Origin of the sequence: Desulfosporosinus paludis (assembly GCF_045689965.1) — a bacterium.
GTDB lineage: Bacteria > Bacillota > Desulfitobacteriia > Desulfitobacteriales > Desulfitobacteriaceae > Desulfosporosinus > Desulfosporosinus paludis.
The window spans coordinates 4,907,501-4,933,314 of sequence record NZ_CP144211.1 but is presented as its reverse complement, the minus strand read 5'-3'; the positions used below and the strand labels follow the sequence as shown (position 1 = coordinate 4,933,314).

Annotated in this window: 21 protein-coding genes and 4 pseudogenes; 4 read left to right on the top strand and 21 right to left on the bottom strand. The window is 42.7% G+C overall.

What is annotated here, in order from left to right; genetic code table 11:
• Nucleotides 1-359: 359 nt before the first annotated feature.
• The 9 genes and pseudogenes from VZF35_RS24520 to VZF35_RS24480 all read right to left on the bottom strand — a co-directional run bounded on the left by VZF35_RS24520 (nucleotide 360) and on the right by VZF35_RS24480 (nucleotide 12,010).
• A complete protein-coding gene (locus tag VZF35_RS24520) occupies nucleotides 360-1,310 on the bottom strand; it encodes a phosphotransferase (protein WP_407309006.1) in 951 nt (316 codons plus the stop codon).
• 68 nt (nucleotides 1,311-1,378) lie between these two features.
• Nucleotides 1,379-2,212 carry a pyrrolysine--tRNA(Pyl) ligase large subunit gene (gene pylSc, locus VZF35_RS24515; RefSeq protein ID WP_407309004.1) on the bottom strand — a complete coding sequence of 278 codons (834 nt, stop codon included), beginning with the start codon at nucleotides 2,210-2,212 and terminating at the stop codon, nucleotides 1,379-1,381.
• Nucleotides 2,213-2,698: 486 nt separating this feature from the next.
• Nucleotides 2,699-3,940 carry a hypothetical protein gene (locus VZF35_RS24510; RefSeq protein ID WP_407309002.1) on the bottom strand — a complete coding sequence of 414 codons (1,242 nt, stop codon included), beginning with the start codon at nucleotides 3,938-3,940 and terminating at the stop codon, nucleotides 2,699-2,701.
• 304 nt (nucleotides 3,941-4,244) lie between these two features.
• Complete coding sequence (gene eutC / locus VZF35_RS24505; RefSeq protein WP_407309000.1) at nucleotides 4,245-5,123, bottom strand: ethanolamine ammonia-lyase subunit EutC; 879 nt, start codon at nucleotides 5,121-5,123, stop codon at nucleotides 4,245-4,247.
• Between the two features lie 12 nt (nucleotides 5,124-5,135).
• Nucleotides 5,136-6,496: pseudogene (locus VZF35_RS24500) on the bottom strand (ethanolamine ammonia-lyase subunit EutB).
• Nucleotides 6,497-6,524: 28 nt separating this feature from the next.
• The gene (locus tag VZF35_RS24495; RefSeq protein ID WP_407308999.1) at nucleotides 6,525-7,934 is read right to left on the bottom strand and encodes an ethanolamine ammonia-lyase reactivating factor EutA; all 1,410 of its coding nucleotides are present in this window, start codon (nucleotides 7,932-7,934) and stop codon (nucleotides 6,525-6,527) included.
• 51 nt (nucleotides 7,935-7,985) lie between these two features.
• Complete coding sequence (eat, locus tag VZF35_RS24490) at nucleotides 7,986-9,389, bottom strand: ethanolamine permease (protein WP_407308998.1); 1,404 nt, start codon at nucleotides 9,387-9,389, stop codon at nucleotides 7,986-7,988.
• Nucleotides 9,390-9,918: 529 nt separating this feature from the next.
• Complete coding sequence (locus VZF35_RS24485) at nucleotides 9,919-10,902, bottom strand: 4Fe-4S binding protein (protein ID WP_407308997.1); 984 nt, start codon at nucleotides 10,900-10,902, stop codon at nucleotides 9,919-9,921.
• 238 nt (nucleotides 10,903-11,140) lie between these two features.
• Nucleotides 11,141-12,010: an SDR family oxidoreductase gene (locus tag VZF35_RS24480; protein ID WP_407308996.1), complete on the bottom strand. Its 870-nt coding sequence runs from the start codon at nucleotides 12,008-12,010 to the stop codon at nucleotides 11,141-11,143.
• A gap of 139 nt (nucleotides 12,011-12,149) precedes the next feature.
• On the opposite strand from VZF35_RS24480, the gene VZF35_RS24475 reads away from it, so the two are divergent.
• Nucleotides 12,150-12,302 carry a hypothetical protein gene (locus tag VZF35_RS24475; RefSeq protein ID WP_407314891.1) on the top strand — a complete coding sequence of 51 codons (153 nt, stop codon included), beginning with the start codon at nucleotides 12,150-12,152 and terminating at the stop codon, nucleotides 12,300-12,302.
• Between the two features lie 162 nt (nucleotides 12,303-12,464).
• Here VZF35_RS24475 and VZF35_RS24470 read toward each other — a convergent pair whose 3' ends face one another.
• The 12 genes and pseudogenes from VZF35_RS24470 to VZF35_RS24415 all read right to left on the bottom strand — a co-directional run bounded on the left by VZF35_RS24470 (nucleotide 12,465) and on the right by VZF35_RS24415 (nucleotide 21,498).
• Nucleotides 12,465-13,016, bottom strand: a complete 552-nt coding sequence (locus tag VZF35_RS24470; RefSeq protein ID WP_407308995.1) for a 2-oxoacid:acceptor oxidoreductase family protein — start codon at nucleotides 13,014-13,016, stop codon at nucleotides 12,465-12,467.
• Complete coding sequence (locus VZF35_RS24465) at nucleotides 13,009-13,770, bottom strand: thiamine pyrophosphate-dependent enzyme (RefSeq protein ID WP_407308994.1); 762 nt, start codon at nucleotides 13,768-13,770, stop codon at nucleotides 13,009-13,011. The genes VZF35_RS24470 and VZF35_RS24465 overlap by 8 nt, the downstream gene beginning before the upstream one ends.
• Nucleotides 13,771-13,772: 2 nt before the next feature.
• Complete coding sequence (vorB, locus tag VZF35_RS24460; protein WP_407308993.1) at nucleotides 13,773-14,828, bottom strand: 3-methyl-2-oxobutanoate dehydrogenase subunit VorB; 1,056 nt, start codon at nucleotides 14,826-14,828, stop codon at nucleotides 13,773-13,775.
• A gap of 7 nt (nucleotides 14,829-14,835) precedes the next feature.
• On the bottom strand, nucleotides 14,836-15,057 hold the full coding sequence (locus VZF35_RS24455) for a ferredoxin family protein (RefSeq protein WP_407314812.1): 222 nt from the start codon (nucleotides 15,055-15,057) through the stop codon (nucleotides 14,836-14,838).
• Nucleotides 15,058-15,082: 25 nt separating this feature from the next.
• Nucleotides 15,083-15,745: a hypothetical protein gene (locus VZF35_RS24450; protein WP_407308992.1), complete on the bottom strand. Its 663-nt coding sequence runs from the start codon at nucleotides 15,743-15,745 to the stop codon at nucleotides 15,083-15,085.
• A gap of 75 nt (nucleotides 15,746-15,820) precedes the next feature.
• Complete coding sequence (locus VZF35_RS24445) at nucleotides 15,821-16,744, bottom strand: bifunctional enoyl-CoA hydratase/phosphate acetyltransferase (RefSeq protein WP_407308991.1); 924 nt, start codon at nucleotides 16,742-16,744, stop codon at nucleotides 15,821-15,823.
• A 21-nt stretch (nucleotides 16,745-16,765) separates the two neighbouring features.
• A complete protein-coding gene (gene buk / locus VZF35_RS24440) occupies nucleotides 16,766-17,830 on the bottom strand; it encodes a butyrate kinase (RefSeq protein WP_407308990.1) in 1,065 nt (354 codons plus the stop codon).
• A gap of 356 nt (nucleotides 17,831-18,186) precedes the next feature.
• Nucleotides 18,187-18,942, bottom strand: coding sequence for a class I SAM-dependent methyltransferase (locus VZF35_RS24435; RefSeq protein WP_407308989.1), 756 nt, complete (start codon nucleotides 18,940-18,942; stop codon nucleotides 18,187-18,189).
• 173 nt (nucleotides 18,943-19,115) lie between these two features.
• Nucleotides 19,116-20,299, bottom strand: a pseudogene (locus tag VZF35_RS24430) (NlpC/P60 family protein).
• 383 nt (nucleotides 20,300-20,682) lie between these two features.
• Nucleotides 20,683-21,105, bottom strand: a pseudogene (locus tag VZF35_RS24425) (Tn3 family transposase); the annotation flags it as partial.
• Nucleotides 21,102-21,239, bottom strand: a pseudogene (locus VZF35_RS24420) (DUF4158 domain-containing protein); the annotation flags it as partial. The pseudogenes VZF35_RS24420 and VZF35_RS24425, both read right to left, overlap by 4 nt.
• 115 nt (nucleotides 21,240-21,354) lie before the next feature.
• Complete coding sequence (locus tag VZF35_RS24415; RefSeq protein WP_407314811.1) at nucleotides 21,355-21,498, bottom strand: MmcB family DNA repair protein; 144 nt, start codon at nucleotides 21,496-21,498, stop codon at nucleotides 21,355-21,357.
• Between the two features lie 237 nt (nucleotides 21,499-21,735).
• On the opposite strand from VZF35_RS24415, the gene VZF35_RS24410 reads away from it, so the two are divergent.
• From VZF35_RS24410 to VZF35_RS24400, 3 genes are read left to right on the top strand one after another with little or no spacing between them, the layout of a single operon-like run.
• Nucleotides 21,736-23,343, top strand: coding sequence for a spore germination protein (locus VZF35_RS24410; RefSeq protein ID WP_407308988.1), 1,608 nt, complete (start codon nucleotides 21,736-21,738; stop codon nucleotides 23,341-23,343).
• On the top strand, nucleotides 23,340-24,440 hold the full coding sequence (locus VZF35_RS24405) for an endospore germination permease (RefSeq protein ID WP_407314809.1): 1,101 nt from the start codon (nucleotides 23,340-23,342) through the stop codon (nucleotides 24,438-24,440). Before VZF35_RS24410 ends, VZF35_RS24405 begins: the two co-directional genes overlap by 4 nt.
• A complete protein-coding gene (locus tag VZF35_RS24400; RefSeq protein WP_407308987.1) occupies nucleotides 24,437-25,618 on the top strand; it encodes a Ger(x)C family spore germination protein in 1,182 nt (393 codons plus the stop codon). The genes VZF35_RS24405 and VZF35_RS24400 overlap by 4 nt, the downstream gene beginning before the upstream one ends.
• The last annotated feature ends 196 nt before the right edge of the window (nucleotides 25,619-25,814 follow it).

Sequence of the window (25,814 nt, the reverse complement as noted above, 5' to 3'; positions counted from 1 at the left end):
TTTTATGCCAGTATTCAGGCCTAACGTCTTATAAATCTCGAAATCTTTACCCAGCTCCAAGGAACCGCATAACTTAAGGGAATTCCTCCCTCAACGTTCGCCTTAGAATCAGCTGTTACTCCTATACAGGTTTCCTGAGTATCCTTAGAAATTCGAAACTTTCAAGTCGAGTAAAACTCCAATAAGTCGTAATTAACTTAACCGAGTGCTTTAAGGTTTTAATGGAATATAATTTCTAAAAGGATTATCTCTTCGGAAGTCGTGAATTTATAAACATGTTTCCTCAATAAAGGGGCTTGTAGCAAATTTTAAGTTAAAATTTGTTACAGCCCCTTAAACTTACTGATTGATACCGGTCACTATTGATTTACTTTAATTGAATGATCTAAGCTCCCATTGTGAATTAAGGCGTACGCTCTATTGTAACGATTCAAACCATAGGGCCAGTACTCTTCTCTTGATTTTCCCATGGCAATTTGAAGTACAGCCCAATAGGACCATAAGGCATCGCAAAGGAATTTATTAATAATAAGAGAACCTAATTGTTTTTCAGTCAATTCCCCACCATAATATTCCTTTAGGAAAAATCGTTCTTGCTCGTCAGTAAGCTCCGCTTCAATAGCAAGGGCCCCCAAATCAAACAAGGGATCGTTCATTCCTCCATATTCCCAATCAATAAGATAGAAATTTTTTTGATCGTCCAACCAATTTTCACACAGAGGATCATTATGACAAGGTGCTAAAACAGGAGGATTCTTTTTAAATAACTCCCTGATTTCCTGAATTTTCTCCTGCATTACAGCAGAACCTTCGTAAAACTCAAAATTTTTCTCTGCCAATAATTGAATATAGGCCTCAATTTCTTTTAATGGATTAAATTCAGAAATAAATTCTTTTTGGCAATCGTGATATTTCCGAAAAACATGAGCTGCCAGACTAAGATAATGATTCTCTTTGAAGTCTGGAATGTGCAATGTTTTACTATCGTCAATATACTTGCAAACCTGATTTCCACTCGCTTCATCATAATAAATAATTGGGGCACTTATGCCGATGTCAGCCATAAGCCGGGCATTGTGTTTTTCTGCGGGTCGATTCAGGTATTCCATAGTTCCTTCTCCTGCGAGTCTGACAGCATAGGTCACAGCATCAATTGTCAGCTTATAGTTACTGTTTGTAAGCCCTCCGGGTAAGATCTTAATACTGCTGATTCTGGCATTTTCAAAAAAGGGAACTTCGCTAATCAGTTTGTACAATCGTCCAATATGCTCCAATGAGATGGAGGGCTCGATCAAAACTTGTTCATTCACACTGCTTTCCTCCTGTTTTATATGGAATTTTTTGTCTTAAACATCCAAGAATTTCAGGTGATTATCCCTTAGATATTTAAGCGGACACCATCAAGATAGCTAAGACTTCTGCCAACACTTTGCACATTTTGAGCTTCATCTCTGACCTTAAGTAAACGTTCAAGTCCAAAACCGATGCCAACCCACGGATCAATAATTCCCCATTTATCATCTAAGGGATGTGGTCCCATCGCACTTGAGCCTAATTCAATCCCTTTGACGACATCCAAAGCATCTCCATAAACGACTGAATTCGTCATTTCCAACTCATAACCTGTGATCCCGGCGGTATCCATGACCAAAGCTGCGTATTCTTTTAAGTGCTCCAGTCTCTGCTCTTCCGGCAAACCTAGTTCGGTTAAATTAAGCATGGTAAATTCATTTAAATGGAGTGAACCTTGGGATTCTTTTCTGTAACACGTCCCGATTTCGAAGATCTTTATAGGTTTTTCCCATATCCTCAACAAGTCTTTCCAAACGGTATATAAATTGGGGGCGAGCATAGGACGGAGGCAACGCTTTGAATCAAGCCAAAATACTTGGAAAAAAAGCGGGTGTTCATCTGAAACGGACATCTTAGCCAAAGCGCCTTTTGTAATAATCGTTGGAGTAACGACTTGTACAAAGCCTCGCTGAGTTAAAGCTGAAACAAGTTGTTGTTCGAGAATACATAAAGATGGTCTCCTTTTGATATCACGGAGTTCCTGCAAACGCTGCTTTCCATGTACGACCAATTGGTGTTCCTGTTCTTGAAACGTACGATCACGGTCTTGAACTGATTCGAAATACATGTCTTGCTGTGTTTCAGTGGCGTTAAGCTCGATTAATCTCTGCTTCTGAATTAAAGTCCATGTAATCTTCAATGCCCTACCCCCCAAGTCATCTTCTCCAACGACCTAACGCTTCGTAATAGAGGACGTATATTGGGCTTCGAAGGAGAAAACCTCCTACCGAAGCCCCTATGTTTTGCTCTTAGCAAAACGAAGTTTCTGGCGAGGAGTACGGGAGTTTCACCCGTCTACGCGGATTTAGAGTCCACGCGATCAATTCGATCTACCCCCCATATCTTTCTCATCGAGATAATTAAATTAATATGCAAGTTTGATGCCAATCCGAAAGTATTTGCCATATATTAGCTCAAAACAGTCGGAAGCCCTATATATCCAATTAATTTCGGACTTATATCGTAGATCATCTTTCTAAAATCAGTTATTTTAAGACCTCTCTTCTCGATCCCAAGTCATCATAGACTCTATTCAGTCACAAATAACTTATTTCTCTTATCAATAAAAATGCTCAACAGCCAAGTGAATTGACTGTTGAGCAAGATTTATGTTGCTTTATGAATATTAAGAGGAACGTCCTTTAGACACGTTTGAAGCGGATACCTTGACTGAATGCTGATCTGAGGAAGTATAAAAAGGAACTTTCCCCATAAACCAATCATTGAAAAGTAATGGAATAATTGCCCAGAATAACCAGACCAAGGGTTTATTGATATGATTCGACAGTTCCGGCTTAAGTCCAAGCAAAGGCTGACAAACCATATAATAAATAAAGTATGAAGCGGCACCTAGTATATATACCCCGATAGTACGTACAAACCATCCGGCAACAGATCCCCATTTCTGAGGCCAGTTGTCGAAGTAATGATTCCAAATCAAAAATGGAAACAACATAAACCCTGCAATCGAAGCAGTGTGGTAATAACGCCAAGCCAGGGAGGTCGGCCCATCAGCAGATTTCGGATCTACGGCTCCCCAGACGGCACCCATGCCGAATATTAAAACTTTGACGGTAACATAGGACAAAATCACTATTGAAATAATCGCCACCAGACCGCTCCAAGGTTGTTTTTTTATCAGGTGGAATGGCTTGCCTGACCAGACATTTGCGGTCATAAATAAGTAAACTACCATCCACTCCCAGATCCCCACGACATAGTTTAAGTGTGAAACTCCATCAATTCCTCCCCACCATGGCGCTTGCGCTGCCAGAGGCTGCTTGAAAACTACTGCTACATAAAAGGGATAGATTAACATACCATACGCTAAAAGCGTGATCACCGTCGTTAAGCCCCATTCAGCCAAACCCAAGGCCGGCTGAGTCAACTTCCCACCCCAAGGCCATTTTTTAAAGAGAATAGACCAAAACGTATAAGTGACAAAACCCATTAACACAAACATAACGATAGCACCGCCGGCATATTCGACAGCAAGTTCCTCGCTAAGTCCACGTGCCACTAAAGCATCAACACTCCAGAGCGGAAGTATTACTTTCCCTAAAAAACCTTGGAAGACACCATAAACAATGACATAACTTGCCGCAATATTGACCAAAGTCATCACAATTCCCCGTGTAATAGGTTTAAGCTTTTCAAAAGGCCAATTACCAAATACAATATGTTGCCATGCGCCTACCAAGATCATCCAAGCTAAGAACTCAATCATAGGGTGTTCATAGAATTTGAAAACTCCCAAGGGTGAAGAAAAAATGTACCATGTTATTAGTGCGATGAGTAAAAAAGATACCGTAGCTAAGATTCCGGATAAGGGCTGCCCCCAACGAGCCTTTGAACTTTGATCTGACATACCATTCCTCCTTTCATTTGTAGATAAAAGAATATCAAGTTAAAGGATTTATGTCAATTCAATATTCTAAAAATTCTATCAGTTATTTTCGACGTAATATTCAAATATGTCGGAATTTGTTTGTAGCCATACAATTTAACAATTTTATTCAAGTTGACAGCGCCTATAAAATGTATCAAACATGTGGGCATCAGTAAAAAAATCGGCTTCAGACTAATACTCTTCTGAAGCCGATTTCTGTTGCATCATTGGTGAAATATACGATAATCTGTCGAAAATCTATAGCCTACATGAATTATTAGTTTTACTCAAGCTCCACACCCGAAGCTTTAGCATCGAGTATCTTTTTGATTAAACTGGCTAAGTGAGCACCCGCTTCAGCTGCAGGAGTACCACCTTTATGGATATTGCTGATCACAGTTCGCTCGCTCTCTACCATACCTAGTCTTGGATTATATCCCATATAGGCACTCATACTCTCAGCAGTTCCCAGACCGGGGCGTTCTCCAATCAAGATCACGGCAACTTCAGGTTTCAACGCTTCACCAATTGTATCCATCACAGCCACTCTACCATGTCGAACAAAAATTGTTGTCCCTAATTTCACACCCATACCTTCTAGACCTTGGGTTAAGGCCGGAAGGAGATTGGGAATATTAGCTTCGACTGCTTTACTAGAAAGTCCGTCGGAAACTATGATTTGGACCATGGCACCTTTTGGGCACCTCTTAGAGATAATCTCTAAATTCTCATCATCAAGTGTTCTTCCCAAGTCTGGGCGTGTAAGATATTCATCTTTCGACTGGCAAAGAGTTTGTATGGAAACCATATTATAGTTTCCTGGAAATTCTTCCGGAACTTCACCAAGTACAGAGTCTTGAGCTACTGCATGATCTGCACGAAATCGCAGCAACGTATCCGTCAATGGACGGGGGCCACTGCGCCAAACCCCGATTCGAGCAGGAGTTGAAAGCTTCATCTCTTCATAGAGTGCCTTCTTGACTGGATTAGGTACTTGCAAATAACGTTGCAAATCAATTTCTGCTAAATCTGTTATAGGATATTCGTCCATAATCGGCGGGGCTGCCGGCAGCGAAGCTCTGTTTGTATTTTGGTTCTTTCCCTTCTCCATTCCTTTGATCAATTCTTCCACGATCTGGCGAACACTTTCTTCTAAGCTCATTTTCATCCCCCCTTACCTTGTAAATATCGTTGCATCACCAGCACAGGCCGTAAGTTTACCCTTGGCCAAGATTCCCATTGATTCCGCCCAAGCCTCAAACTCAGGGATTGGTCGTAGGTTAAACAGTTCTCTTAAGGTCGCGACATCATGGTAACTAGTACATTGGTAATTTAACATGACATCATCCCCCATTGGGATCCCCATAAAATACGTGCAGCCTGCTGCAGAAAGGAGAGTCGCAAGATTTTCAACATCATTCTGATCTGCTTTCATATGGTTGGTGTAACAAGCATCAACCCCCATCGGCAAACCAGAGAGTTTCCCCATAAAATGATCCTCGAGACCTGCCCGCGTAACTTGGCGTGTGTCATAGAGGTATTCTGGGCCGATAAAGCCAACAACAGTATTCACCAAAAACGGATTATAGTGGCGGGCTAAGCCGTAACACCGAGCCTCCAGAGTCACCTGGTCAGCACCATGGTGTGCCTCAGACGAGAGTTCTGAGCCTTGTCCTGTTTCGAAATACATAATATTGGGGCCAGTTGCGCGGCCCTCTTTCAGTCCAAGAGCATAAGCCTCATCAAGTATGTCTTTAGTAACTCCAAATGCTTCGTTGCCTGTTTGTGACCCCGCAATGGATTGGAATAAAAGATGGACGAGTTCTTTCGCAAAGCCTTCATTTGGGTAGTTATATGTGCTAGAACACAAATTTGAGTTGGAATCCTCCACTCCTCAACGAACTGATAAAGGGTTTCCAAGCTGCGAATGGTAGCGGGTACGGAATCGTCAACAGGATTGAGTCCAATCACAGCATCTCCCACACCATAAGATAAGCCTTCACGCACACTGGCCAATATCCCATCAACCCCATCCGTTGGATGATTCGGCTGAAGCCGGGAAGCAAGGCAGCCTGCCCTTCCAATCGTTGTATTACAATGAGCCAGATTTTGAATTTTGGCTGCTCCTAATATCAAATCCAGATTACTCATAAGTTTGGCAACGGCAGCAACCATCTCTGAGGTGAGACCTCGACTAATCCTGTGTAGGGTAGACCCAGTGACTTCAGTTCTCAGAATATACTCTCGGAACTCTGCAACACTCCAGTTCTTAATCGTGCTATAGATAGGTTCATTGACATCGGCATCAATAACGCGTGATACCTCGTCTTCCTCAAGTGGAACGACTGGATTCCTTCGCAAATCTTCCAAAGTTAATTCCGATAAGACCCGTTTTGCGGCGATCCGCTCCTGCGCGTCTTCAGCTGCAATTCCAGCGAGAATATCTCCTGACTTAATTTCGTTTGCTTTCGCCAGAACATCTTTGACATCTTTAAATTTGAAGCTTTGACCAAAAAGCCTTGTCTTCAGATTCACGAATTTCACATCCTTTCTATTGTGATTTTTAATGGGCAAAAACTAAAGTCTTGACAACTACAGGCACTGCATCTTGATGAGGTAACGGTTTAGCAATATCTAGGAAATCCCCAAAAACAAGCTCGATACCATCCAAACAAACGAGAGGAATAGAATGAAGAAGTCTTTGCAGGGTTTGTCCCAACACTTTTGCAATATCTTGTTGGGCGATAATCACTTTAGGCTCTCCCTTAATTAAAGGCAGTTCACAGGCTAGAGTTTCTGCTAGGGCGAGAATTGTTAGAAAGTCCGTATCTGGCAATGGAGGAACAACCAGTGCAACGGTATGGTAGTGAGAGTCGCTATAATTCTCAGCTGATTTAAGCCACGAAAACTTTCCCGACGTCCCCGCTTCCGGGAAGACTGCCGGTACGTTACGTAACGGCAGTGCATGCTTACTAACCGTAATTGTTGATCCTGATACATTCACGGTATGAGCTCCTGCCCCGAGTACTGTAGCATGAATCATCTCGGAAGCTTCGAGTACGGGAAAGGATGAATAAATCCGACTTTCTTGAAATGCTTCTGCCAAAAGCGGCCCAACATCCCCATGAATCCACCATTCCTCGATTCCAGGAAGATAGACATACTTTGCAACCCCTCCGGAAAAGACTACCCCATCGAGCTTAACATTCGGCAACAAATTCGTTATCACTAAGCATCTGTCCTGAGGAAGTAGAGATTCCTGAAAAATGACTCGATCGACGCATTCTACCATACTTTGCAAGCAGGTTCGGATCAAAGTCAATTCATCCTCACTTTGGGCTAAGGCATTGTTCGAACAGCAATGATTCATTATCACCCGACCTGGGGCGGAAATATAAGTTAAGCGGTGAGTCATGGTATCTATCTCAAATAGTCGGCCACCGACATTAATACATGCCGTCCCTATGCACTTCCCCCGATCAAAATAAGCAATATTTGTAGTCCCTCCACCGATATCGATATTGGCAATACATGCATTTAAGCGCTTGGAGAGCGCCTCGGCTCCCGACCCTTTTCCAGCGATCACACTTTCGAGATCTGGTCCAGCAGTTGCTACAACAAAATCTCCCGCATAATCTGCTAAAGCATGGATGATTTCCGAGGCATTCTCTTTTTTTGCGGTCTCCCCAGTAATAATAATGGCCCCAGTATCAATCTGCTCTGGCTTCACTCCCGCCTTCTCATATTCCTTCGCGATAATTTTACGAAGTGCAGCACCGTCAATATGTTGGCGATCTTCAAATGGAGTATAGTGAACATTACCCATATACGTAACACTTTTATGAGTGATTTCAACTTTTGGCACTTGGCTACCAGGCATTACATTGACTAGGGTGAGCTGCGAAATGACTAATTGAGTCGTTGTCGTTCCAACATCAATCCCGACGCTGACTAACGTTAGCTCTTTTGCCATAATGTTTCTTTAACGCCATTCTTTTTGAGAAGGCTCCTCCCTGGATAGAGATTAAGCGTCCAGTTCGTCTAAAATACCGAACTCTTCATCGAATGGGCGGATTTTCTTGTTACCCCAGATGAAGTAGTACACAATAGCAATTGCATAAATGATCAACGTGTATTCAAGTGCCTGAACTGCTGTGATGACAACGCTAATTAAGCAGAATACAGCAAGTAGAACGCTGACGATTGGAACAACTGGGTACCATACTCTGAAGGGTCTTTTGAGGCTTGGCTCTTTGGCACGTAAGACAAATAGACTAATTAGGCTGAGGAAATAAAGCATAATTGAACCAAAACATGAAATGGTAATAGCCATTGCAGTCAACCCTGTTAGCGTTACTGCGATCCCAATCACTCCTGACAACAAGAGTGCCATGACGGGCGAATGGTGTTTTGGATCGACATACGCCAAGAATTTGGGCAAATATCCCGACCGAGCCATTGCATAGGTCTGACGGGAAGCTCCAATGACAATTCCGTGGAGTGACGCAACTAACCCAAACAACCCTGCTCCACTGATCAAGATGACAATAAATGAACCATCGCCGAAGATCTGAGCCAAAGCAATAGGCAATGGAAAATCCACAGAGGTAACTAAATTATAGTCTGCAATACCTGCAGTCAGGAAGAGAACCACGAACGCCATGACCAACAAGGTTCCCATTCCGCCCAAGAAACCCTTAGGAATATCTTTTTGAGGATTCACACATTCTTCGGCAGCCATCGCTCCACCTTCAATGGCGAGATAGAACCAGACTGCAAATGGAACTGCTGCCATAACACCTGTCCATCCGAAAGGAAGCAATGGACCGGTTGTCAGACGAGCCATTGAAAAGTGAGGTGCTGCAGCAAATGCAAAAACTACTAAGCCTGCAGATGCAATAATTGTGATGATTAATTCGAACGTAGCTGAGGTTTTCATTCCTAGGTAGTTAATGAAGATGAATAATATAAATGAAGCTACGGAAGTAGGCATTGCCGGAATGGCCGGAACAACAAAGTGTATATAACTACCGATCGCTAATGCGACAGCAGGTGGTGCAAAGATAAATTCGATTAAGCAACTCATACCCGTCAAATAGCCCATAAAAGGTCCCATGGCTCTTCGTGCATAAGCAGAAGGGCCTCCTGCATGCGGTATAGCGGTTGCAAGCTCAGAGTAACACAAAATAAAAGTAACATAAAATAACGTCACCGGTATAAGGGCTATAGCTAATCCCCAAGGACCACCTACGCCAAATCCGTAGCTCCAGCCGAAATAGTCACCTGATATCACCAAGCCTACAGCAAGAGCCCATAAATGAATCGGTTTTAATACTCTGGATAAATGCGGATTTCCATTAGTTCCGGGGGGACTAGTTGAGTCTCCGTTGTCATAAAAAAACCTCCTTTTGATTTTCAGATGAATCACTTCATACTTATCAAGGCTATAGACAACTGCCCTCCTTTCACCCGATAAAGAAAACCTGGCTTGGGCCAAGCCACAGGCGCCGGTGGAACTCTTTGGTGCATTTATGCCTCCCGAAACTTATGCTTTCCGACGATACAATCAATAAGGCCCTATACCTATAGATGCAAGTTCTGTGCCAAACTCTAAGAAAGATCTTCTTCTTATTTTGATTCTATTTGAGCCTTCCTGGGCACACCTAGAACTGAGGAAATTCACTGGCTTGAGTGTCTTATCCTTTTAATATTTCAGATGCTCTTGCAGAGTTGTTTGAGAAAAATTCCAATTGTTCAAAACTTAAAGTACTTTCATAAGTCATTATTAACTTACTTTCGATGATACTTACAATTTTTTTTGCCCTGATAGACTAGCTTACACGCAGAAATAGCTGCAACAAACCAGCATACTTGTTTGTTGCAGCTATTCTTTCAAAGAATTGTTACCCTTTATGGAGTAATCAACCTTATTCTTATAAGCATTACCCAAATGATTGTTAAATTAGAGGCAGCAATTGTCTGTAACTTTCCATAGTCATGCCACTCTCCCAATGACCCGTTAGTTTAGCAATTACAATCCATAAAAACCAAATACCTATGATGCTTATGGCAAGGATACGATATGAAAGTTTGGGCAAACCTTTGGGTGCTTTGAACGTCAAGGCGTCCTGGACTGGGCACTGTTGAACGCAATTTAAACACCCGGTACACTCAGGAGACCAGATACGATCAGCTTTGTCAATGAGAATATGACTGGGGCAACTTTTCGTACATTTTCCACATTGGATGCAGGCACTGTTATTACGAGTTATTTTAAAAGGACTAAGAGAGCTGAAAAGTCCTAGAAGTGCACCGTAGGGACAGAGATATCGACACCAAAAATTTTCAAACAAGAGCGCGAATAAGGCTAACATACCAAACACCGACAAACCAGTTACGGATAAATGTTCCATAAATTCCAGCATCATAACGTCGGACATTCTATTATAGGGAGACTGAACAAAACTAACGGCATCTGTTCCGCTCATACCGAGAAAAATCGCAAAGAGGAAGAATATCAACAACAGATATTTCAGGGACCGGAATATGAGGTCCAACCACACAGGTATTTTGAAATTCCGTCCAAAAATCATTCGCCCGATTTTTCCAAGGCCCTCAGAAAGAGTTCCTATTGGGCAGATCCAGGAACAAAAAGATCTCTTAAGCAATAAAGAGACGGTAATTGCAGCCAGAAAAATTATGAGTCCCGCAGGATGAATCGAGTCAAAAACACCTGTAGCCAACCACGCTCTCAGACCAACTAAAGCGCTCAAAGGCAAAAAAGCTTCAACCCCAGAGGGTCTGCTTAGGACCGATGTGGACTGACTTGTTAACTGATCAACAAACATGATAAACCCTATACCGATATAAACTGCAATCAAAGCAAAAGCGAATTGAACACCATGTCTCCATGAAAGTAGTTTTTTTAGTTTCGAAGCCATGAAGTCCCTCTTTTCTATAATCTTTTTAGCGAATGTCCATGGTTACTATACCAAAATAATCGTTGTCGCTATGTGATATGAGTCACAACTTAATTCATTAAGCTCTCATTATAAAAATAGTGGAGCTCATTTAAAACAGGTCATCCCGATAATGAATGACCTGTTTTAAAACAGTTGATTAAATATTTCTTAGGCTTAAATCGAATCTGGAAAGTTCTCAAGCAAATGACAATGACTATTAGTTATTGATGATAGTTCCCCCATTGATATGCAAGATCTGTCCAGAAATATAGGAAGAATCTGCTGAGGCTAAAAACACATAGGCAGGAGCTAACTCTTTGGGTTGACCTGCACGCTGCATCGGGGCTGTGCTACCAAACGTTGCAACCTGATCCGCTTGAAACGTCGACGGAATTAAGGGCGTCCAAATTGGACCAGGAGCAATTCCATTGACTCGAATTCCCAATTTGCAGAGGGATTCTGAAAGAGAACGGGTGAAGGAAACAACAGCCCCTTTGCTGGCAGAGTAATCAATAAGTTGATCATGCCCTTCATAAGCTGTTATCGAAGTCGTGTTAATAATGGTGCTTCCCGATTTAAGGTGGGGTAAAACAGCCTTACTCAAGTAAAAACAGCCAAATATATTTGTGCGAAAGGTTCTTTCCAGCTGGGAACTTGTTATATCCAAGAGACTGTTTTGGGGATGTTGTTCCCCAGCATTGTTGACCAAAATATCAATTTTGGCGAAAGTCTGAAGAGTATTCTGGACAACGGACTCACAGAATGTTTCATCACCAACGTCTCCAGCCAGCACTAAACAGCGACGTCCTAATTCTTCAATTCGCCCTTTTGTTTCATTGGCATCAGTGTCTTCATTATAATAGACCACCACAAGATCTGCACCTTCTTTGGCAAAAGCGATGGAAACAGCTCTTCCTATGCCGCTGTCTCCTCCGGTTACTATCGCTACTTTTCCCTTTAACTTTTCACTCCCCTTATAGGCCGGGTCTTCCGCCAAGGGTTTAGGATTCATGAGCGTTTCAAGTCCTGGCTGCTGTTCTTGGTGTTGCGCAGGAAATGTAGGTTTCGGTTGTTTCATCTGGGTCATTGATACGAGCTCCTTCCTTATTTGAAGTAACTATATCGTTTTTCATCATCAATAGTTAAAATGACCCATTTCAGCAATTCGTAAACACAATTCAAGCTATAGGATAAATGTGGAATATAGATGCTAAAAAAAATAATTTTTGCTGCGAATGGACCCTAAACTCTATGCTGCCCTTGAACGATGGTCTGCTGATGAATTTCGAAGTGTCAATGCCCATATCGAATATCTGCTTAAAGATGCCGTACGCAAAGCAGGACGATTAAAAGAAAACAAGAACCCAAGAACTAAATAAGCCTTAAGTCATCTGACTCAAGACTTATCGAACTTCAAGTCAAAGAATTTATCAAAACAACAACCGTCTTAATGTTAAACTATTATCGACTTATAAAGAAGAGCCTTCCATCACGCTAAATCGTCATGGAAGGCTTAGTCGTTTCAGCAAATTTACAAAACCTTAAACGTGTTTTTTCGCATACTCCACTCCCGCATTCAAAGCTCTGGCATTTAAATCGGCCAATTCAGGCTTTTTACCCGCCAGTTCCTTCAGAGCACTTACGATAATATCATCATCAAGTGTAGGGGTTACAGCTTGAATTACGCCTAACATAACAATATTCGCAACTTTCGCTTCACCCATTTCATGGGCAATATCATTAACCGGAACTCGTACAACCCGAATATCTTCTCTGCCCGGTAATTCCGGTACCATCGAGGAATTCACGTACAAAGTTCCACCAGGTACGACGCTGCCCAAAAATTTATGATAAGACGCCTCGTTCATGACTAAGGCAATATCAGGTTTCCCTACGGTTGGGGACCCTATTCGTTTATTCGAAATAATCACCGAGCAGTTTGCAGTACCTCCGCGCATTTCCGGTCCATAAGCCGGAATCCAGGTTACTTGACGCTTAGCAAGCATCCCTGCCTGAGCCATAACTTTTCCAATGAACAAAACTCCCTGACCACCAAAACCCGCAAACAGATATTTTGTCATTGAACTACTCATGCTTGTTCCCCCCTTCAAGAGTAGGAACTTTCAGTTCACCCAAAGCAAATTGTGGTTTCATCTTAGTATTTAACCAATCTAAAGCTTCAACCGGATTAACCCCCCAATTAGTTGGACAGGTTGAAAGTATGCTGACAAAGGAGTATCCTAATCCTTCTAATTGAATTTGAAAAGCTTTTCTAAGAACTTTCTTGGCTTCTTTTATTGCTTGTGGACTGTCTACAGATACGGAAGCAACATAAACTGCACCTTCGACTTGGGTCAAAACTTTAGGCAGATCTAAAGGAAAACCCATAGTCCCTGCGTCCCGACCGTAAGGAGAGGTAGAAGTTCTCTGACCTACCAACGAGGTAGGAGCCATTTGGCCGCCTGTCATACCATAAATTGCATTATTCACAAAAATTGATGTTATCTTTTCACCACGAGCTGCTGCTGACACCGTCTCAGCAAGCCCAATCGAAGCTCCGTCACCATCCCCCTGATAGGTAAAGACGAAACGATCCGGACGTGCCCGCTTGGCACCTGTCGCCACAGCAACGGCTCTCCCGTGGGCGGCACCAATCATATCACAGGAAAAGTAGTTTTCACAAAAGCCAGCACAACCGACCGGAGCGACCCCAATCGTTTTTTCGATCAAGTTCATTTCTTCCAGCAGTTCTCCGATTAAACGATGGATAATTCCATGCGTACATCCTGGACAATAATGAAAGGGGCGTTCAGTTAGACCGGAAGTCTTAGTAAAAATCGCTTTCATCCCTACACCCTCCCTAACAACTGTGCCTTAAAGGCAGCTACCACTTCTTCTGGCTCTGGTGTCATACCACCCTGACGACTGCAGAACCCAACTGGAGCTTGACCATTAACAATAAGTTTTACGTCATCCACCATTTGCCCTGCGCTCAGTTCCACGCTCATCCAGCCTTTAATCTGAGATAATCTCGCTGCTAAGCCTTTCTCGGGAAACGGCCACAGGGTAATCGGCCTAAAAAGTCCTACTTTAATACCCTCATCCCTAAGCATATCCACAGCGGTTTCCGTGATTCGCGCACTTGTGCCAAAGGCCACGAATGCATAGTCTGCATCGTCCATCAGATACTCTGCATAACGTTGTTCCGAGTCCTTGATTAAGGACATTTTCTGGCCCCAACGGAGATTCTCTGATTCCCCGAGATCCGGAGTAAGATAATAACTAATCACATTATTCTTAGGCCGTCCTTCAGCTCCACTTGCAGCCCAAGTTTTAGGACTGAGCTTCCTGCCTTCATAAGGCGGAAACTCAACGGGTTCCATCATTTGTCCCAAAATCCCATCCACAGCAACGATGACCAGATTGCGATAATAGTCTGCAATATCGAACGCTTCTTTTGTTAAATCAACCATTTCCTGAACAGACGATGGTGCCAGAACGACGCCATGGTAATCCCCATGACCGCCGCCTTTTGTCAATTGGAAATAGTCTGCCTGGGTAGGTCCTAATCCCCCCAAACCAGGGCCACCTCTCATAACGTCTACGATTACACAAGGAATTTCAGCGGCAAACAGAAACGAAAGTCCCTCTTGCATTAAACTAAAACCAGGACTTGACGTACCCGTCATAACCCGTTCTCCCACAGCACCCGCTCCATAGACCATATATATTGCAGCCACTTCACTCTCTGCTTGAAGATACGTTCCGCCCGAGCTTTTCATTTTTTTAGACATATACTCTGGTATTTCCGTTGACGGAGTGATAGGGTACCCATAAAACAGACGGCAACCCGCTTGAATCGCTGCTTCAGCAATTGCTTCATTTCCCTTCATTAATATCGCCATCTCAGACTCACTCTCCTTTCTCCTCACGATAAACTTCTAACGCTAGATCCGGACAGATTAAAGCACAAAAAGCACATCCAATGCAGGCACTTTGATCGTTCATTTCCACGGAATAATATCCCTTGCTGTTAGCGATCTCTCCAATACTCAAGATCTTTTTCGGACATGAATGAACACAGAGTCCGCAGCTCTTACAGCGTTCCGCGTTAATCTTGACGAAATTCTTCATCACACTTTTCCCCCTCCAATGCTTGTTAACCTTTAGCTTGGCTTTTCCAGCCGAGATTCAAATGTCGCTGAACCGGGATCCAATCTGCTTCCCATAAAAGTCCTGCTTTTTCAGCCCATTGCGGATTTACGCCACAGGCAACTTTAGGTATTCTGGTTTTCGCCACAAGGGTTTGGATAAGCTCTTCTGATTTCTGCCAATCTTCCACCGTCGTCCAATCTTGAAGATTAGAGTTGTTAATCCAACCGTGTACGTTTAAGTGCGATTTTCTTTCCATATCCAGTCGAAGATTATCTATTTCTTCAAGCGTACTAAAAGGGCGGAAAATGTTGACCACCTGGAGAACTGCCACATCATTTCCTTGTAATAAGGCATGATATCTTCCCACGATCGTAGCACCTGTTTCATTGCCGCCAACATCAAGTATGACTCGTTTCGATGAATCTCTCAACGCTCCCTCAATTTGAGGTGTAAGGGAGGGATTCTCAGCAAAAGCTAAATCTCCCTGCGGACGAATGACTTCTACTCCTGCTTTTTCTAAAGGGACAGCAACTTCACGTGAACGGAAGTAAGGATTGATTAAATCAAGGTCTGCTAAAGCAACACGTTTACTTGCCTTCGCCCACTGAAAGGCCAAACTGATCGAAAGTTGAGTTTTTCCAGCGCCATAGCCTCCTATTAAGACCAAGACTCTGCGATCGAGAAAATTTATTTCAGACGTGTTTTTTACCTCCTTGTCAAGAAACTTAAAACCCTCAATAAATCATAGATGTAAGACCTTTTGTCCCAATGATGCCAAAGTTATGGCCATCAACTTGCTCCTTGGGGTATCATTCCTCGATGTTAAGACAATCGGAACCTGAGACCCCAGCAATATCCCGGCCATTGTTGCCCCGGCAAAATAGACTAAGGATTTACCCAATACATTTCCAACCTCTATCGTAGGAACTAAAAACAAGTCAACATCTCCATTGATCCGACTGGAAATCCCCTTATGTTTCAAAGCAACAGCACTGACTGCCCCATCGAGGGCAAGGGGCCCCTCCACAATGGCATTAGGAAACTCTCCCTTTTGATTCATATCAGCTAAGGCTTTGGCATCTATCGTTGTCGGCATTTTGGGGCTTACAGCTTCATTGGCCGCTAATGCTATTACATTCACCAAATCCATCCCAATAACCTTCAAATACAACAAGCTATTCTCCAAAATTTCCTTTTTCTGTCCCAATTCTGGAGCTATATTCATTCCTCCATCTGTTACGAAAAGCAGCCGAGAAAAACCGGGAATTTGAAAAGCGGCTAAATGACTAAGCAAGCGGCCTGTTCTCAAACCTCGTTCTGGCCGTAAAACTGCCCGTAAAAAATCCGAACTGTTAATTAGGCCTTTCATTAAGAAATGAGCCTGACCATCAACAACTGCATCTACGGCTTTATGGGCAGCTTCAATCGGATTAGGTTCATGAATTAACTCCGTACGATCTAACTTTAACTCAATTTCTAAGGCTAGTTGTTTTATTACTTCAACATCACCGATAAGAACAGGAGTAATCAAGCCTTCCATTTCAGCGAGCTTAATTGCTTCTAAAACTTCTTTATCTGCTGCTGCTGCAACCGCCACTTTTGTACGCCCCCTACTTTTGGCCTGATCGAGTAGGGACTCAAACCCAGTATACCGAATTGTAATCACCCCATTTTTAGCCCAAAGGCTTTATGCCTTGTAAAATAGCGCTTGCTCTTCGCCTTGCAGAACTCTTAAGGCTCCTAAAGCCAAAGCTTCCATTTCCTCTTCTCCGGGAACCACTTCAATTGGAGCAATAAAGGACACCCGTCGACTAATTTCTCGGGTGATAAATTCCGAATGAGCGAGTCCGCCTGTTAAAACGATTCGATCGACCTTACCTGCCAAGACAGTAGCCATAGCCCCAATTTCCTTAGCCACTTGATAACAAAGTCCTTCTAAAACCAGCTTAGCCTTAGCATCTCCTTCATTCATCCGCTTTTCAACTAAGCGAGCGTCTTTGGTCTGAAGATAAGCGAACATACCACCCTCTCTGAGGATCTTTGTCAACATTTCTTCTTCAGTATATTTACCGGAATAGCAAAGTTTGACAAGCTGAGACGCTGGTAAAGTCCCACATCGCTCCAAGGAAAAAGGGCCTTCATTATTAGCATTATTAACGTCAATCATTTTGCCTTTTAAATGAGGAGCAACGGAAATCCCACTTCCTAGATGGGCCACAATTAGAGTAACATCACCATAAGTCTTTTCCAATTGGCGAGCAACCTTACGAGCTACAGCCTTCATATTCAAGGCGTGAGATTGACTTAAACGAGGCAATTCCGGCAACCCGGAAAGTCGCGCAAGAGGTTCCATCTCATCTACAGCGACTGGATCAACGATAAAGGCAGGAACTTGAATCTTTTGCCCCAAATGATAGGCTATAATCCCACCTAAATTCGAAGCATGTTCCCCACCTGGCGCATTCTGTAAACTACAAACAAGATGATTGTCCACCAGATAAGTGCCCCCAACTAAAGGATTAAGCAAACCGCCCCGACCAACCACAGCGTTAAAGGATTCCAGGGCGGCATGTTTTTCATTAAGAACCTTTAAAATGGAGCTAATTCTATAGTCATACTGATCTCCTACTCGAGCGAACTGTCTAATTTCATCGGCCGAATGCTCAATTCCCTCTTTCCAGAGACACGTTTCATTCTCATAGACTGCTACTTTTGTCGATGTTGACCCTGGATTTATGACGAGTACTCTCAATACCCATCCCCCTCATAAAATTCTCTTATTTTGCATGGTTCAAAACTCAATTTAACTCGGACTAATCTATTTTTAATAAGGCAACAACCCATTCAAACCTAAAAGACCTTGTAGCTTTACGTTAATCAACGTAATGTTCATCAAATTAAACGTTCTTTAATTATAACATAAATATGAAAAAAGTAATGCTTTCTGTAGATCCAAGGAGAAGCAAGTCATTAAATAGGGGTTGGAACAAACTCTAAATAGTTTGTTCCAACCCCCATTTGAACCAATTTATCGCCATTTAATACAAGCTTAATTTTATCATTAAGTCAATTGCCAGAAACTCAAGAAAGACAAGAGAGCTATTAAATTCATAATTTTGTCGCTAAAATTTCAAAACGATAGGTTGTGATAAAATCAGGCCCAAAAGAATAGTGGCTTTTACACTCTTCCGATAGACCGTTAAGTACACGGAAAATTTCTTGCCTATTCGTTTGATCTGTGCTCATTCTGTCAAACCACTGCGGCAATTGATATTGTTCTTGGAGAAGAGACGTGTGTTCGACTTTCAACGGAAGTTGTTTCAATAATTCATTCCATTGTCGCGGCGAATAAGAGCATTGATGAGAGCTGTCTCTTAATAGTTCGACCTGATTAAGTTCTCTTTCCGATTCTTCTCCATCAAAAACGGAACAGTCCAGTACATAAAACTTACCGCCAGGTTTTAAGACTCTGCACATTTCGCTCAGGGCTTTTTGTACATTGGAAAAATGATGAATGGCAAATCGTGAAACAACCACGTCAAATTGTTCATATAAAAAGCTCAACGAGTGTATATCTTCCATCTTAAAATCAATATTGTTCATTTGTAGAGCTAGCGCAGCTTTTTTCGCCTCTGACAACATCTCCGGAGTAATATCAATCGCCATCACGTTGTTTACGAATTTTGCTAAAGCTAAAGCGGTATGTCCCCCTCCGGTGGCAACATCTAAGGCAGTAGTATCTAAGGTTGGTTTAAGAAGATTGATCATTCTTTCTAAGTCCACTGGATTCCCATGAGTTGAGCTGAGTCTATAATCTAAGGCCCTTTGCCCAAAATTTTTAAGAATCTCATTGTAATTGTTCATTACTTCTCCTCCTAAATTAATACTCGAACAGCTCATTTCTCTAAAAAGATCAAGATCACTTTCTTCTAAACATTTAAACTTAAAATAAAGCCTGCTGTGACAATAAAGAAATACGCCCTATAAACAGACAAGTCACAGACCCTTAACTTGCCAATTTACAAGGCGCTTTTACTTTATTGAGCGATTACACGTCGAGCCCCTAAATAACGAGGTGCCCAATATGAATTTGTCATATCATCGTAAGATACCCCACCGTTAGAAGAATTAATCATTGTATTATTACCAACATAAATTCCTACGTGAGAAGCATCTGAGGCATACGTATGGAAAAAGACTAAATCACCCGGTTGTAGATTTGAGCGAGAAACCGCTACCCCGTTATTAAATTGTTGTTCAGACGTCCGACTTAATGAAATACCAAAGTGACTATAGACATATTGGATATACCCGGAACAATCAAATCCCGGTGAGGGAGATGTTCCCCCCAGACATAAGGGATACCAAGAAATTGGGAGGCATAGCTTAAAACCTGTTTGGCTCCGCCCGTAACATTAACTGTCCCAGACACTCCGCCAGTTTCTCCCCGTCCAATTGCGCCATTATCTTTCGCTGCGTTTGCTGCCTCTAACTCTTGTTGTTGGATTAATTGTTGAATCCGATTAACCTTTGCTTGGGCATTTAATGATTGATTGAGTGTTGCCTTTTCCGCTGAGCTTAATTGTGCAAGAATGGTCTGCTGTTTGTCGAGCGCTTGCTGAACAGACTGCTGAGACTGTGTTTTTTCTTGTAATGCGGTCTGAATCGTCTCTTTCTTTTGATTGATTAGTGTCTTTTGATCATCCAAAGTATTGTTTAAGGTAGTAATATCATTCTGGAGCTTACTGTAAGTTCCAACGATCATCTGAATCTTATCTGCACGATCAATAAAATCTGACAAACTCGTAGCATCAAGTAAAACTGCCAGGTAACTTGATACACCATCTTCATAGTTGCCTTTCAAAAACTGACCCAACGCCTTGACATGCTCCTGCCGCTGATTCTCCAACTTCGTTTGCTGATCCTCCAGATCCTGAAGATGGCTTTGTTCCTGATTTAACAATGTTTGCTCTCGGGCGATGCTATTGTTCAATGCTTGGATAGATTGTTTTAAACCTGAAACTTGGGCTGTAGCGCTTGCAACTTTATCTTTTTGAGCACCCAAGGTGCCATTCAACTGTTGAAGTTGTTGCTGAGACTCATTTAACTGTTGATGTAAATCATCTGCCTGCACTGGAATAACTGAAGCTGTCAATAAAAAGACCCCTATAGCACTGACGACTGCTGACTTGTACAACAGTAAATCTTTTCTTATTCTCATGAATCAAACTCCTCATGAAACCTTTTCACAAAGAATTCGCCACAAACCGCTAAAATCCTTGTTAAAAAATTTAGAATTTAACATAAGGAGTATGACTATAATCTTCTTCGACAATGTTTAACATGGTTTATTTTCGATTTCAGTTTCCAAAATGATGTTAACATAATAATTTTTATCAGCTTCCTTCTATACTTACGCTTTCTCCATTTTTTCGTCTGATACAATATTCCAAACCACATCGTAATATCGTTTTAACTCTTCTTCAGTAGGTACATAAGGCAACTTCTTGGACGTTTTAGGTATTTCTATTTCCAACTCAGCCCTCAGGAGTTGGAATAAGCATCTTAGATAGGCATAGTCGGGCCATTCTCCCCGGAGATACTTTACCAGCTCCTTTGCTTTCTTTTTAGCCGAAGTTCTTTTTTCAGTAATGCGATCACACCTTCTTCCAGCGGAAGTCGTTCACTCATGTTTAGCTTGAACGTTCCATACGGATTAATATGGGTATATACAAGAGGCGTTAGAGCACGAAAGTCTTCCTGAGTCATTAGATTAAACCATTTTGGATTTGACAGGATGTTCTGGAGCATAATCGTGTTGATATACACCAAACAATTCTGTAATAGGTGTAATGACAGAACAGCTATTTCCTGATCCTCTAATCTATTTGTCGATATCTCTCCACCATTGCCATAAAAGATAAAGCTGTTTGCGCTGTTCCAGTTTTCTACGACATTTAGTCCTTTATGAATCTCCTGGCGCAGTTCTTCGGAATGAAGATAATCACAGAGGAAAATGGTTTTTACTGTGCATATAATGCAGGCTCCGTATAGATTTGCTTAGCAATATAAGCAATCACATCTTCAGGAACTTCATATTTATGGCTTGGGAATCTAGCTTCATTCTGGAAATATTTAAGTAATACCGCAAAACCTAACCGGGTTTCCCCTGTCTTGTTCTAAATCGACTTCATTTCACCTGGCATAATCGTAAAATGCTCAATTAATTCGTCCAGTTCCCAATTTCTCTTCAGATTTCCCCTCCAAGCAAAGTTCCTAAAATAGTGAGTTCAAGAAATAGAACGCATCACAATATGCAAGATATTCCTGCCATTTGGCATGACGACGGAAGTCTTCCATTGAGGCCTTAACCTTGCATATCATGATCCGGTATCTCTGGAAGAGCCGATAACATCGAATCGGTGATTTCCATATAGTAACTCAGCAATTGCCACTAAGTCTTGGTAAATAGCCAATTAAGGCCTTGGGCCTGTAGCCGGCCATGGGTTCCTATGTTTTTGGCGCTCAATTGGTTGGACACAGAGCATTTGCCTGATTATGATATGCTCGGAGCTTTAGTGCGGAACTTTAATTTAATAATTACTGTTCAAAAGAGAATACTATTCATATGTTAAGAAATTGACGGGAGAGAAGCAGATGTTAAAGAAGCTGGTAACTAAAACACTACATCGACATAGACAGGCTGCCAACTCCCTTTCCATCGGCGATATTCAGGGAAAACAGCCCTTAACCTTAAATATCGATGCCAATTTACAAGTCTTGCAGAAGGCCTTTCAGTCTTGTTCCGATATTGTCTTCCGGGAGTTTCAACTCACTCTACCAGCTCCTATACGAGCTTTCATCGTCTATGCCGACAGCCTGTGCGACCCGGTTTTAATCAATGAATCAATTCTTAAATCAATAATGCTGGAAACTAGCGCCCAACTACCCGGAAAAGAAACCCTGAATGTCCAGCCGCCTCAATTTATTCTGGAACGGCTATTAACGAATCTCAAAGCTCAAATGGTGTCTGATATTCTGGAACTTACAGACTTTGTACTTGACGGTAATCTTATTTTGGTTATCGACGGTTATTCAACCGCGATCGTCGCAGCTGTTCAAGGCTACGAACAAAGAACAGTAAATGAACCGTCCTCCGAACAGAATATCCGGGGACCTAAAGACGGTTTTGTTGAAAGTTTAACAACAAACGTCAGCTTGCTGCGGCGTCGGATCCGCTCCAGTCGTCTGAAAGTCGAGACGATGTCACTGGGAAGGATATCCAGAACCAAGGTCGCTGTTTGCTATATAGAAGGAATTGCCAACGAGAAAATTGTGCAAGAGGTAAAGGGGCGGTTACAAAAGATTAATACGGACAGCATCTTGGACGGTGGCTATATTGAAGAGTTTATTGCCGATGAACCGTTTACTATTTTCCCTCTGGTCCAAAACACCGAACGTCCGGATCGGACAGCTGCTTCAATGTTTGAAGGGAAAATTGCTGTGATTACCGATAACACCCCCTCAATATTAATTGTACCCTGTACATTTATCTCCCTTTTACAAGCCGCCGAAGATTACTATAATGCTTCGTTTTTCGCTACTTTTATCAGACTGGGGCGTTTCATCGCCATTAACATTGCTCTTTTGGCACCGGCGATTACCATCGCGGTCTTTTCCTCCAATTCGGAATTAATTCCCATTACTTTTCTCGGCACGGTTGCCGGGGCCCGTGAGGATTTGCCTTTTCCTATTTCCGTGGAAATTATCTTGATGGAATTAGCCTTTGAACTCCTGCGGGAGGCCGGAGTTCGCTTGCCAAGAACCGTTGGTCAAGCCATAAGTACGGTAGGAGGCTTGGTAATCGGTCAGGCCGCGGTTACCGCCGGAATTGTTAGCCCTATTTCGGTTATCATCGTTAGTGTAACTGCCATTGCTTCTTTTACATTTCCTGATTATGCTGTAGGAACCAGTCTTAGGATTTTGCGGTTTGGCCTGATCCTCTTGGCTAGTTTTCTAGGGATCACTGGAATTATGTTGGGCCTAATGGCAATTCTGATCCATCTTTGTGACCTGCGCTCCTTTGGCGTGCCCTATTTATCGCCAATTTCTCCCTTAAGTCCAAGTGATCTAAAAGATACCTTCGTCCGGGCGCCCTGGTGGGCTATGTCTACTCGTCCGCGCCTGATTGGGTCCAAGGAGCATGTCCGGCAAGGTAGTGAGCAAGGTCCTGCGAAACCAGGAGAGGGGGGTAACGAACAATAGACAAAGAAAGAATTTCCAGCACTCAGGTTGCTATGTTGCTGTTTCTGGTGATTACAGCTACAGACATTCTGTTTGTGCCAGGGATTGTCGCTCAGACAGTCAGGCAATCAGCCTGGCTTGTATTCATAAGTTCTTCTCTCACGGGCCTGACCGCGCTCTGGATCATTAGCAAGCTTGGTCAGCGTTTTCCCCGCTTAACTTTACCTCAGTACAGCGAAATCATTCTTGGCAAAATATCCGGAAAAATTATCTCAGCCGCATATGTTCTGTTTTTCCTTACGGTAAATATCCTGGTGAACCGGGAATTCTCCGAGTTTTTGACTAACAGCCTGTCGATCGGGACTTCGATGTTAATCCTAAACACGGCTATTGTTCTGGTGAGCGGGTACGGAGCGTTCAAAGGGATCGAGGTTATTATAAGGATGGCCCAATTTGTGTTGCCCCTGTTTGTCTTCTCTTTCCTATTCTTATTTACTCTGGCGGTACCTAATGTCGATTTGGAAAAACTGCTTCCGCTTTTCGAAGGAGGGTTCCAACCAATCTTCTCAGGTTCAATTGTCCCGGCTTCCTTCTATGGTGAAATTGTAGTCCTCGTTATGCTCCTGCCAATTGTCAATCATCCTCAGGAAGTCCGGCGTAAAGCATTATATACCCTCTTGGCGATTACGGGGTTTTCAGCCCTTGGCACTTTAATTATGCTGACTGTCATTGGTCCGGATCTGATGGGCCATTTGCTGTTTCCATTATGGTACTTGGCCAGAGCTATAGAATTCAAAAGCTATATCCAACGGATTGAGGGTTTGGTTTTTCCTTTATGGATCACCGGAGTTGTGGTTAAGTCCACTGTATTCTACTATTTAGCTTGTTTGGCGACGGCCCAGGTTTTAGGTTTAAAAACACATAAAACTGTAGTCTGCGTCTTTGCTCCAGTGCAAATAATGGCAGCAACCTTTCTATTTGGTAACATGTTCCAACTTTATGATGTCCTGAATAAATACTGGCCACCTTTGGGGTTAGTGTTCGAAGTTGTATTGCCATTACTCCTGCTCATGATTGCTGCTCTAAGAAAAAAAAGACAGGGAGTGATGGCCCCATGAAACGAAGGTTTATGATCATCTTCCTGTCAACGCTCTTCCTTTGTTCATCCATTATCACCTCCGGGTGCGCGACCAAGGAAGTAGAAGATTTAGCAGTGGTTACTCTGTGGAGCTGGGACCGGGTAACGGTAAATGGAACTGACAAATATCAGATCTGGACTAGATTAATGCGTCCGCCAAAAAAGGATAACCAGGATACCCAAACTACCGGCAGCAAATCTTCCGATATTTTGTTGACAGGTACGGGTACGACATTGCAGGATGCCATCATGGACTTTATGAGCCGGACACCACGCTCGCCTTTCTTTGGACAAGTTCAGGCCGTCATTTTTGGGGAACGCTTTGCTAGAGAAAAAGCAGCAGAAGCTGCAGAAGCCAACCTCAGATACCCTGAGGAACGGCCGGGAGATTTCTATTTTGTCACGAAAGGAGAAGCTTCCCGGCTTCTACAAATGGAACCTACCGCAGCCTCTACCCTTTCCAAACAAATTAAGAAACAGGCTGAGACAACTGCCCTAAATGCCGGTTTGTCGTGCGGGGTTACTGCCCGTGAATTTGACGAATGGCTGCTCAGTCCTGACCGGGACGCTGTTTTACCGGAAATAGAACCGGTTGAACCGAAAAAGGGCGAAACGGTTCCTCCATCCGTAATTGTCCGAGATTTCGGTGTTTTCCAGGGCGCTCACCTTGTCGGTTGGTTAAACGCGGATGAATCTAGGGGATATCTATTGATCACCCAAAAGCTCAGCAATGCCCAAATACCGGTTTACTTTATCAAGGATGACAAGATGTTAACTTATTGGCTAACCGGGTTCAAAAGCAAGATTGAACCTCAAACGGTAGACGGTAACCCTTCATTTAAGATCATCATTCAAACACAAGGCATTGTAAATGAAAACGACAACCTAGATCTCACTTCGGAAGAAGTTAAAGTGCTTGAACAAATCATTGCGGCGAAAGTCCGTGAACTTCCGTTAAAAACGATTGCTAAAGCCAAGGAATATGATGCCGATTTTCTCGGCCTGATGGAGAAATTCCATCGCTACCAGCCATCCGCTTGGGCGGAGATTGCCCCTGACTGGCGGGAAAGTTTCCGTAGGGCTAGCGTGGAAGTTGAGGTTGATGCCAAAATATTAAGCGGAGGAATGGTCTCAAAGTCATTTCATATAAAATCATAATGTATTAAAGCCTTGCTATGAATGCTTTTCCGGTGAATTCGCCATTTCAGTAATCGGTACAGGAACTTACACCAATATCTTTTGGTGTAGTTTTTATCACTCACCAGGTTCTCGGCTTTTTGTGTGGATAAATTTTCTCACTTTATGTATGTCGGTTCTGGATCAGTAAATTGTCGGATGCGTTCGGATAAATAAT